This window comes from Winogradskyella sp. (assembly GCF_965656915.1).
Lineage (GTDB): Bacteria > Bacteroidota > Bacteroidia > Flavobacteriales > Flavobacteriaceae > Winogradskyella.
The window spans coordinates 1-11,594 of record NZ_CBFHMI010000071.1 but is presented as its reverse complement, the minus strand read 5'-3'; the positions used below and the strand labels follow the sequence as shown (position 1 = coordinate 11,594).

Genomic DNA, 11,594 nt, shown 5'->3' with positions numbered 1-11,594 from the left:
ATAGCTTTAAGGCGTAGTTAATGGCATTTATTGAATTATCTGAATAGTCTGTGAGTAGAAGAATATTTTTCATAACTGTATCTTTTGCCTATGTAAAATACTATAGATTCATGAAAAGAACTATGATAAACGTCATATTGTTATGGTGTTAAAACAAATGTAAATTAGTATTATATCTGATAAAAGCATCGATTATTCCTTACTTTTGCAAAAAAAAGAAGATGTCTATTATAGAAAAATTACGATGGAGATATGCAACAAAGAAATTTGATGCGCAGAAAACACTTCCAGAAGAAAAATTAAATCTCTTAAAAGAGGCTTTCAATCTTACAGCATTATCCTACGGATTACAAACCTTAAAAATGGTAGTAGTAAAAGACAAATCAAAACGTGAGCAATTAGTTGAGTTGTCTTATGGTCAACGTCAGGTTGCAGAGGCATCTCATTTATTAATATTATGTATACAATCGGGGATTGATGAAGAAGATGTTAACGAGCATTTTAATACTATAAAAGCGATTAGAAATACACCAGATAACATCTTAGAACCTTTTAAAACTCAATTAATGTCTACAATAGAGGCAATGCCAGAGGATACAAAAAAAGGTTGGGCAACCAAACAAGCCTACATCGCTTTAGGGAATCTAATGACAGTTTGTGCAGTAGAAGGAATTGATAGTTGTCCTATGGAAGGTTTTATACCAAAAGAAATTGATAAGGCATTAGGTTTGAAAGAATTTGGATTAAGTTCCGTTTTATTGTTACCTGTAGGTTACAGAGCAGAAGACGACATGTTTGCAGACTTTAAAAAGGTGAGAAAACCACTATCAGATACAATCATTGAATTGTAAGAGTTTTTGACAAAATAAAATAGCAAAGCCTTATATTTGTTATAGTATATTCAATTTTTAATTTTCAAGATTATTTATGCCTGGATTTGAATTATTTGGTGATTTAGAACGTAAAGAAGTTAACGACGTTTTGGACAATGGTGTTTTAATGCGTTATGGTTTCGATGGCATGCGCAAAGGCCATTGGAAAGCAAAAGAATTGGAGTCTGAATTAACCAATATTTTCAATTCTAATTACGTTCAATTGGTCTCTAGTGGCACAGCCGCAGTTTCTGTAGCGTTAGCCTCTGCAGGTATCGGAGCAGGTGATGAAGTTATTATGCCAACATTCACGTTTGTAGCAAGTTTTGAAGCGATTATGATGCTGGGAGCAATTCCTGTATTGGTAGATATAGATGATACGTTAACTTTAGATCCTAAAGCTGTAGAAGCCGCCATTACGTCTAAAACAAAAGCTGTAATGATTGTACAAATGTGCGGAAGTATGGGACACATGGATGCACTTAAAATGATTTGTACTAAACACAATCTAATTTTTGTAGAAGATGCCTGTCAGGCTATTGGTGGTTCTTATAAAGGAAAACCACTAGGAAGTATAGCAGATCTAGGATGCTTTTCATTTGATTTTGTCAAAACCATTACTTGTGGCGAAGGAGGGGCTGTGGTTACTAACAATAAAGACTATTATACCAATGCCGATCATTATAGTGACCATGGTCACGACCATGTTGGAAATGATAGAGGTGCAGAAACCCATCCGTTTTTAGGCTATAACTTTAGAATTTCTGAGCTTAATGCAGCAGTAGGTCTGGCACAAGTTAAGCGTTTGCCTGAATTTATTAATATTCAAAAGAAAAACTACACAATCATTAGAGAAGTATTAGAAAAGATTCCAGAAGTAACCTTTAGAACTGTACCAGACGGTGGTGAAGAAAGTTATTCGTTTTTAAATTTCTTTTTACCAGATTTAGACACTTCACGAAAAGTATCAAAAGCATTTAAAGACAAAGGTGTTGATGTATGCTGGAATTATTATGATAATAATTGGCATTATATAAGAAAATGGCATCATCTCAAAGAAGCCAAATCATTATATCCATTAACTTCTGAGATACAAGAGGCATTATCAAAACTTAGGACTAAAGATTTCTCGCAATCAGATCATTATATTGGTAGGAATATATCCTGTTTAATAAAGTTATCCTGGACTGAAGATGAGGTAAGAGCTAGAGCAGAAAAAATGGCTAACAGTATTACATCAATTTGTGGTTAGAACTATATTTTATTGTTATGTATTGCTAGTGTATAGGTCTTAAGTTCTTTTAAGACATAAATGATTCTTAGATTTATAAAAAAAAGATTTATGAAGTTAGATTACTACGTCACTTTTATTTTAATACTCTTTTTTCAGCTCTCCTATGGTCAGACAATGCCGATAGATTTTGCTGATACACAAGATCAGTTTATTTCTTTTGGAGGCAGCAGTAGTTTTGCATTAACTGTAAATCCTCAAAATTCAAATGATGAAGTTGGGCAATTTTTCAATGATGGAAACGATGTATGGCAAGGTTTTTTTATTGATTTAAATCAACCAATTGACTTAAGTGTGGAGCAACAAATAACTTTAGATTTTTATCAGTTCGATCCAAATACGCATACTGTTTTAATAAAATTGGAGAATGGCTCAGGTCCGGATGTAGAAGTAGAACAGACCGTCTCTGCTTCAGGTTGGAATAATGATCTGCTTTTTGACTTTTCAAGTGCTACGATAAGTGGTATTGGAACAAACATTAATGCGACTGGAAACTACTCACGTTTTGTTGTTTTCATTGATGGTGGAGTAGCAACACCAGGAACCTATTTAATTGATGATATTGACGATGGAACAGAACCAGGAGACCCAAATGAATTGGATGTTATTTATACAGATTTAGTGTGGTCAGATGAGTTCGATAGTACTACACCCGAAGCTATAGATAACTCAAAATGGTATCACCAGACATTTGGTCCAAACGGAGGACAATGGTTTAATGGAGAGCAACAACATTATACAGATCGGTTAGACAATTCCTTTGTTGAAAATGGATTTTTGAATATAGTGGCAAAAGCTGAGAATTTTACTCAAGATAATGTGACCTTAAATTATACGTCTGCGCGTTTAAACTCTAAATTTGCATTTACCTATGGTAGAGTAGATGTGAGAGCAAAATTGCCGTTTGGTGATGGTACTTGGCCTGCCATATGGACGCTTGGAAAAAATATCACAGAGACTGGTGCTTATTGGGAAACTCAAGGATTTGGTACAACTGGATGGCCTGCATGTGGTGAAATTGATATTATGGAACATGGTTTAGGAGCTACCAATCATGTTAGCAGTGCTTTGCATACAACATCTAGTTTTGGAGCTACCATTAATTATCAATCGTATATTCTAAATGACGTGGCTAATAATTTCCATGTGTATTCTATGAATTGGTCACCAAATCAAATTACATTTTTAATTGATGATGTGGCTTTTTACACGTACAATCCTGTTGTAAAAAATGCAGATACCTGGCCATTTGATGCCGATCAATTCTTGTTGTTAAATATTGCTATGGGAGGTGTCTCTGGTCCAATAGATCCAAATTTTGTTGAAAGCGATATGGTTATTGATTATGTGAGAGTATACCAAAATAATTTAAGTACAACGGATATCGGTTCAGAAAATTTTGGTGTTTATCCCAATCCTGCTTCAGATAGTATTTCAATAAAAACCAATGAAAATATTGATAGGGTTGAACTTTACAATGCTTTAGGACAATTGGTAATAGAAAAAACAAGAAACACAAAGAAAATAAATATTTCAGAATGTAAGACAGGTATTTATTTTCTTAAGTTATATTCAGGAAATAATATTATTACTAAAAAAGTAATTGTTAATTAATAATTAATATAGTCTACAATTTCTAAACCATAGCCAATCATACCAACTCTTTTGGTTTGAAGACTGTTAGATATAAGTGTTAGTTTGCTAATTTTTAGATCGTGTAGTATTTGGGCTCCAATTCCAAAGTCTTTAGAATCCATACCTATACTTGGAGCTTTAACTAATTCACCTTCAATCTGATCTTCTTTAAGAATTGCTAATCGTGTTAACAAATTCATAGATTCAGCTTGCTGATTAATAAAAATTATGGCACCTTTTCCTGCCTTATTAATCACGTTAAACATATCGTCTAACTTCTTGTCTGCATTATTTGTTAGAGTACCAAGAATGTCATTATTAACTAGTGTCGAATTAACTCGTGTTAATATAGGTTCATCAGATTTCCAGGTCCCTTTTGTAAGTGCTATATGCACTTGGTTATTTGTAGTTTGTAAGTACGCACGTAGTCTAAATTTACCAAAACGCGTTTCAATATTAAAATCTTCTTTCTTTTCAATTAAAGAATCGTATTCCATACGATAAGCAACTAGTTCCTCAATAGAAACAATCTTTAAATCAAATTTCTTAGCAACTTCCATGAGTTGTGGTAAACGCGCCATGGTACCATCCGCATTCATTATTTCTACGATAACACCTGCGGGCTCAAATCCTGCTAACCTTGCAAAGTCAATAGCAGCTTCTGTATGTCCTGTTCGTCTTAATACACCACCTTCTTTGGCTACTAATGGAAATATATGACCAGGTCTTGCGAGTTCAAACGGTTTTGTTTCATTATTAACAAGAGCCTGAACTGTTTTGGCTCTGTCACTTGCAGATATACCAGTACTCACTCCATTTCCTCTTAAATCTACAGATACTGTAAAAGCGGTTTCCATAGGGTCTGTATTATTTCTAACCATCATGTTAAGCTCTAAGTCTTCACAACGATGCTCAGTAAGAGGTGCGCAAATAAGACCACGACCATGAGTTGCCATAAAGTTGATCATCTCTGGTGTTACCATTTCTGCCGCTGCTAAGAAATCACCTTCATTTTCCCTGTTCTCATCATCTACTACAATAATTACTTTGCCTTGGCGAATATCTTCGATGGCTTCTTCTATAGTATTGAGTTTTGTTTTTGTATTCATGGCATCTGCAGTCATAAGGGTAATTTTTGCTGCAGTAAAGATACGCTTATTTTATGTTTTGTAAACAACTCTGATAGAAGTCTTGAGTTATTCGGTTTCTGAGAACAATATATTTAAGCGGATAAATTGGAAGTGTAAAAATAAGAATTAATGGATTAATTCGTTTTTTTTCTAGCACTATGGTTTTATAAAACTTTGAATAGACATAAGCATCTACGACTACATAGATAGCAAAAAAGATGAACGCAATGATACTCAAGCTAAGTGAAGCTTCTGCTACTTCAGGTAATTTATTATTCTTAAAGACAAAATGTAAAACTAAAAGAACAACAACTATAATAAAGCTTACTAGACTAGTTTTTGAATAGTCTTTATAATCTTTAAGAAGAATCTTCGCTTTTATAAGGTTATCTGGAATTTGAAGTCCTCTCTCCTTTAAACTTTCGAGAGTAATTTTTCTGTTTAGTAAGTTGTGAAGCGCAATTTCTTTTGGTTTTTTATCTAGGGCATATTCGTCTTGCTTTTTTACAACAGCTACTAATTCTTCAATTGAATATTTTTTATAATAATTATAGGCTTTTGTATCACTTTCTGATAGCTGGACTTTTTTCTTAGAAGTAAACATATTTCGAAGTGGTACCAAAATAGCATCAAACTGAAATACACCTTTGTCATTGGTAGCTCTGTTGGTTAAATAAATACTTAATGGAAGCATAACAGCGGTAGATAACCAAGCTCCAACAACAGGGCTAAAGCTACCTTTTTCTGCACTGTTTTCAGCAAATAAGCCAAAGAAGTGATAAGTAAGAAATAAGACTATAGCAATGACCATAGGTAAACCCAGACCTCCTTTTCGGATTAGTGCTCCAAGAGGTGCTCCAACAAAGAATAGGATTATACAAGCCAAACCTAATACAAACTTTCTATGTAAAGCTATGATATGCTTATTAAGGTGAATGTCTTTCTTTTCAAAAGTTTTCTTATTAGAATCGAGTATTTGTCGTGTGCTATTTGTAGAATTAATAGCTAAATTTAAGATTTGCACTTTGTTTTTTGTATCAAAGAAATCTAAGACATCACTTTTTATAATCGTATCTTTTTTAATAGGCTCAATATTTAAATTTAAAGCAGAGAATGTAGATCGATTATATAGCGTATTTCCCAACGCCATATAATCTTCTTTTTGCTTGGTTTTTAAACTATCAATGGTGTAGTTGAGCTGGTTTACATCTAACATGTTATGCCGACCTTTATAATTACGCTCGTCTAAACCCTCGTCATTAAGTATCTCTAGGTCTACATTAATAATATAGCTGTCAAAATAACTTTTAGCATGTGGTTTCTTAATATTTTTTCGAACATCTTTATCTACGATTTCTTCATAATAGTTTCCGTTGATAAGTTCTAACTGTAAAATATTAGAATCTTCACTACTTATAAGCTCTCCTTTTTCTGACGCAATCACTTTATAATTACCGGTTCTACCTGATCTACTTTTTTCGTGAATTATTACGCCATCTAAGTATTGACCACGATCTCCAGTCTTTTTATCTACTTTGATGTTTATGTTACCAATTTCGTTAAATTGACCTTCTGCAATGGCTAGAGCTGGTTTAACTTTAGCAATATTACGTCTTAGATTGTAAAACTCGTATTCTCCCCACGGAATGACATTATTAGCGAAAAAGAAACAAGCGAAACCTAATGCTACAATAAAGACGCTCAGACTCCGCATAGCACGTTGCAATGAGATACCTGTGGATTTCATGGCTGCGAATTCGTAATTTTCCGCAAAATTACCAAATACCATAATGGAAGATAGTAACACAGTTAATGGTACTACCAATGGAATTAATTTAGGTATGTAATACAGAATGAATTTCGCAGTAACAGAGATATCTAAATCTTTACCTGCAAGTTCTGAGATATAAAGCCATACACCTTGAAGCACAAAGATGAACATGAATATAATAAAGACGCTAAAAAACGTCCTTAAGAATGTGATAAGTATGTACCTATCTAATATTTTCATTAAACCTTAATCGATTTTGTTTATATAGTAATCACTATACTTACTCTCGTCAAATGTAAATAAGGTTACTGAGATAGGTTCGTCGGTTTTAAAAGAATTAACAGTTAAAGTTGTTTTTGTTCCATTTTTACCAACTTCAATTAAATTATAAATGTGCTTTGTAGTCGCATCTATACCAAGCAAGATATGCTTTATTTCAGAATTTGTATCTATAGGATTTAATTTTACATATTGAATTTTTCTTCCTTTTACATTCTGAATAATATCCATTTTATAGGTATAACCATCTTCATAGAAAGACAACATTTTACTTGGTGTAATTGTGCCTTCATCTTCTGTATTATCTGAAGAAATGGTTACTTCTTCATCTTCAGGACTAATAGTGTATAATGTTTCACCATCAAAGATTCTCGTGACACCTAAAATATTCAGTTTATACTTTTCACCTTCAATAACGACATCACCTCTGGTTTCCTGATTTATATTTTCATTTACATTATTAAGTTCATATTTAAAGTCTAAACTTATGTTTTTGTAACTTTTTATTTTAGTACTTACTTCATCTAATAGTGCTTCTGCTTTACTGTCGTTCTGTGCAAAACCAATACTGCCTAATGCTAAAAATGCTATTATTACTAATCGTTTCATTTATACAAGTCTTTTATCTATTGTTTTTCATTTTCTAATAATTGATCTAGAGCTACTAAATCTGGCACTAACACTTGCCTCGCTTTACTGCCTTCAAAATTACCAACTATTCCAGCAGCCTCTAATTGATCTATAATTCTACCAGCTCTATTGTATCCTAGTTTTAGTTTACGTTGCAATAAAGATGCCGAACCTTGTTGTGATGTAACAATAATTTCAGCAGCTTCTCTAAACAACTTATCTCTGTCTGAAATATCTATATCAAGATTTGTGCCACCCTCTTCACCAACATATTCTGGTAATAAGTGTGCATCTGGATAAGCTTTTTGTGAACCAATAAACTCCGTAATTTTTTCTACCTCTGGTGTGTCTACAAAAGCACACTGCAATCGTATTAAATCATTGCCCTGTGTATAAAGCATATCACCACGACCAATCAGTTGATCCGCTCCGGAGCCATCTAAAATCGTGCGGGAATCTATCTTACTAGTAACTCTAAAGGCAATACGTGCAGGGAAGTTAGCCTTTATTATACCCGTAATAACATTGACAGACGGACGCTGTGTTGCAATAATTAAATGTATACCAATCGCACGTGCCAATTGGGCTAATCTGGCAATTGGAGTTTCAACTTCTTTTCCTGCCGTCATTATTAAATCGGCGAATTCATCAACAACCAAAACTATATAGGGTAAAAACTTATGACCATCGTTAGGGTTTAATTTACGGGCTTTAAACTTTGCATTATATTCAGCAATATTTCTACAAAATGCATTTTTAAGCATTTCATAACGATTATCCATTTCAATACACAAAGAGTTTAACGTGTTAATCACTTTTGTGTTATCTGTAATAATTGCGTCTTCACTATCTGGTAATTTTGCCAAATAATGACGTTCTATTTTATTGAATAATGTGAGTTCTACCTTTTTAGGATCTACTAAAACAAATTTTACTTCTGCAGGATGTTTTTTGTAGAGTAGAGACGTTAATACAGCATTTAACCCTACCGATTTACCTTGTCCTGTAGCACCAGCCATTAGTAAGTGTGGCATCTTTGCTAAGTCTACAACAAATGTTTCGTTACTTATGGTTTTACCAAAGGCTATTGGTAATTGCATTTTTGATTGCTGAAATTTTTGTGCAGCAATAACAGATCGCATTGATACTATCGTTGCTTTTTTGTTTGGAACCTCTATTCCTATAGTACCCTTTCCTGGTATTGGTGCGATAATACGAATACCTAATGCCGCTAGTGATAATGCAATATCATCTTCTAAATTTTTAATTTTTGAAATTCTAACACCTGCTTCTGGCACAATTTCATATAAGGTTACAGTTGGGCCAATTGTAGCTTTTATACTAGAGATGCCTATTTTGTAATTGTTAAGCGTATCAACAATTTTGTTTTTATTTTCTTCAAGTTCTTCCTGATCTATAGATATACCTTCGTTATCATATTTTTTTAATAAATCTAATGGTGGAAACTGATAGTTACCCAATTCTAAAGTTGGATCAAACTGACCAAAATCTTCTACAAGTTTATCGGCAAGATTATCGGTTTCTGACTTTTCTTCTTCAATTTTTTCAACTTCAACTTTTAGTTCTGGAGTATCTATAGATGCCTCTTTAGGCTTTTTAGTTACTTCCATTTTAAAATCCTCGGATTTAGATGCTGGTTTAGAATGATTGCTAATAGTTGGTTTTGGTTTTTCTAATGGTACTTCAAAAGCAGATTTTATAGCTTCGGCTTCTTCAGTTAAACTATTGTCTAAAACTACTGATGATTGCTGAGAATTTTCACCTTGCTGTAAATCACTTTTTATATCGCTTTTAGCACGTTTAAAAAGGTTTACTATGGTGTCTCCAGTAACTTTGAATCTTACGGCTAAGTAAGTGATTAACCCAAATAGTAATAGAAAAATAGTACCAATTTTACCTATATAATCTTGGAAGAAATGATTCATTTCATAACCAATCGTACCACCAAGTAAATCATATTTATGTGTGAAGAAACCAAATAAAATGGAAAGCCAAATCACTATAAGCGTTCCCCAAATCCAATGCTTTCTAAGTTTATCCTTTTTTAAATCTAATGTCACATAAATACCTGAAAGAAAAAGTAAGCCTGAAAATATAAACGAAGGAATACCAAATCCTTTTGCTATAAAAAATGCACTAACCCAAGCACCAACCTGACTTGCCCAGTTTTTATATTCGTCTGAGCGTTCAGGGAAATTACTTAATATACTTTGGTCTTCTTTACCAGTAAAAACGAATGATAAAAATGAAATAAACAGAAGCACACCAATTATAATCAACAAACTTCCAAAAATTAGTTTTTGTTGACTCGATAATTTAAACGAAGGCCTTTGGCGTTTAGCTTTCGTTTTAGGTTTTGTTGTGCGTTTCTTTTTAGTGGTTTTTTTTGCCATATATTTTTCGAAATAACGAAAATCAATTTTTAATTATAACGCTTTGCTTTTTCAGAAATTCCGTTAACATAGTCTTCAATGATTTTTAGCTGTTCTGCTATTTCAGATCCTTTAAATCCAGAAATATCACTAGCCTTCACATTGTCATTATAATAACTTAAATATTTACTTGCTAATGGTAAATAAGACCAATGCCATTTTTCTTCATTATAACCTGTTCTTCCATTTGTTTTATTGGTATAAACCTGATAAAAACCAAACCGATTTGCATGCGTTTTTAGCCAATTATAGGTAGCTTTGCCTTTCACGGTGTTAAAATACGAATTATTTAAACTATTTAAGTCTATATCTGTGCCCCAATGATGTCTTGATGTACTTGGCATTGATGAATACACTAAAATTTTCTTTGCACGATTTGATTTGTTTAGTGTATTATATTTTTTCCACTTACGCTCCCAAATGGCTTTTTGTTCATAGAAATTGCGTGTTCCTGAAATGATTTTTAAGCTAACGCCATCGATTTTTGCTACTTCAGACATCATAATAAAGGCATCTGAAACTTCTTTTTTTAAATAGATTTCTTTGGACGTATATTTTGGTTCAACTTTTATAAAGGTGGGATTATTTCTGTAATTGAATTTACCCAATATAAAAGATTTGATTAATGTGTCGTATGGAGTTACAATTTTTCTAGCTTCTCCTTTTGAAGGTGTGTCAATTTCATAAATCTCTATTTCTGTATTGAAATAAAATAGAAGAAATAAAATTGAAAATACCGTTATTAAATACTTCATGTTTTAGTGAAATACGTCGCTAAATATGTGTTAAACAAAAATACATATATGTAACGCTTTTCCTAGTGGTTTTGGTATTAAAACATTTTAGGGAAATAGATAATAATGGCAATAATTACCGCAACTACAGAAGCAATAAATACAGCTCCCGCCGCAATATCTTTTATTAAACCAATTTTTGGATGGTGATCTGGGTGAATAAAATCTGCAATGTATTCAATAGCCGTGTTAACTCCTTCTATACTCATTACCAATCCAATCATAGCAATTTGAACGATCCATTCGGTATTTGAAATATTGTAATAAAACCCTGCAATAGTAACTACTAATGCGATGACGACCTGAATTTTAATACTAGCTTCCGTCTTAATAAGTATGAGCATACCTTTAAAGGCATAACCTATACTTTTAAGTCGGTTAACAATGAATGATTCTTTATTTTGCATTAATTAAGAAAGGCTAGCTAAAGCAGCTTCGTAGTTAGGTTCATCTGCAATTTCACTAACTTGTTCGGTATATAAAACTTTACCGTTGGTATCTAAAACAACAATACAGCGAGATAAAAGTGTTTCAAACGGACCATTGGTAAAAGTTAAACCATAGTTGTGACCAAATTCTCCTGTTTTATAATCAGAAAGACTAATCACATTTTCAATACCTTCAGCGCCACAAAATCTAGCCATTGCAAACGGTAAATCTTTGGATATACATAGAACTTTGGTATTGTCTAATGTACTCGCTTTTTCATTAAAAGTTCTTATAGATTGCGCGCATGTAC

General features: G+C 32.8%; 10 protein-coding genes. 3 read left to right on the top strand and 7 right to left on the bottom strand.

The features are described 5' to 3' along the window. Window positions 1-221 precede the first annotated feature (221 nt). The 3 genes from ACTG3Y_RS12345 (at window position 222) to ACTG3Y_RS12335 (ending at window position 3,777) form a co-directional block, all read left to right on the top strand. Window positions 222-851, top strand: coding sequence for an NAD(P)H-dependent oxidoreductase (locus ACTG3Y_RS12345; protein ID WP_439153230.1), 630 nt, complete (start codon window positions 222-224; stop codon window positions 849-851). A gap of 76 nt (window positions 852-927) precedes the next feature. Beyond that, window positions 928-2,124 (top strand): DegT/DnrJ/EryC1/StrS family aminotransferase, encoded by a 1,197-nt coding sequence (locus tag ACTG3Y_RS12340; protein ID WP_439153229.1) that lies wholly within the window; start codon window positions 928-930, stop codon window positions 2,122-2,124. A gap of 90 nt (window positions 2,125-2,214) precedes the next feature. Beyond that, window positions 2,215-3,777 (top strand): family 16 glycosylhydrolase, encoded by a 1,563-nt coding sequence (locus ACTG3Y_RS12335; protein WP_439153228.1) that lies wholly within the window; start codon window positions 2,215-2,217, stop codon window positions 3,775-3,777. On the opposite strand, the gene ribB is transcribed toward ACTG3Y_RS12335, so the two are convergent. From ribB to tpx, 7 genes are all read right to left on the bottom strand, one after another. Then, window positions 3,774-4,922 carry a 3,4-dihydroxy-2-butanone-4-phosphate synthase gene (ribB, locus tag ACTG3Y_RS12330; RefSeq protein ID WP_439153227.1) on the bottom strand — a complete coding sequence of 383 codons (1,149 nt, stop codon included), beginning with the start codon at window positions 4,920-4,922 and terminating at the stop codon, window positions 3,774-3,776. The genes ACTG3Y_RS12335 and ribB overlap by 4 nt on opposite strands. A gap of 31 nt (window positions 4,923-4,953) precedes the next feature. Continuing rightward, window positions 4,954-6,939, bottom strand: coding sequence for an LptF/LptG family permease (locus tag ACTG3Y_RS12325; RefSeq protein ID WP_439153226.1), 1,986 nt, complete (start codon window positions 6,937-6,939; stop codon window positions 4,954-4,956). Window positions 6,940-6,945: 6 nt separating this feature from the next. Next, window positions 6,946-7,587 carry a LolA family protein gene (locus tag ACTG3Y_RS12320; RefSeq protein ID WP_439153225.1) on the bottom strand — a complete coding sequence of 214 codons (642 nt, stop codon included), beginning with the start codon at window positions 7,585-7,587 and terminating at the stop codon, window positions 6,946-6,948. A gap of 17 nt (window positions 7,588-7,604) precedes the next feature. Further along, window positions 7,605-10,022, bottom strand: coding sequence for a DNA translocase FtsK 4TM domain-containing protein (locus tag ACTG3Y_RS12315; protein ID WP_439153224.1), 2,418 nt, complete (start codon window positions 10,020-10,022; stop codon window positions 7,605-7,607). Between the two features lie 29 nt (window positions 10,023-10,051). Beyond that, complete coding sequence (locus ACTG3Y_RS12310) at window positions 10,052-10,816, bottom strand: M15 family metallopeptidase (RefSeq protein WP_439153223.1); 765 nt, start codon at window positions 10,814-10,816, stop codon at window positions 10,052-10,054. A gap of 77 nt (window positions 10,817-10,893) precedes the next feature. Further along, the gene (locus ACTG3Y_RS12305; protein ID WP_439153222.1) at window positions 10,894-11,262 is read right to left on the bottom strand and encodes a diacylglycerol kinase; all 369 of its coding nucleotides are present in this window, start codon (window positions 11,260-11,262) and stop codon (window positions 10,894-10,896) included. Window positions 11,263-11,265: 3 nt separating this feature from the next. Beyond that, on the bottom strand, window positions 11,266-11,594 hold a 329-nt coding region (tpx, locus tag ACTG3Y_RS12300; protein WP_439153221.1), incomplete at its 5' end, for a thiol peroxidase.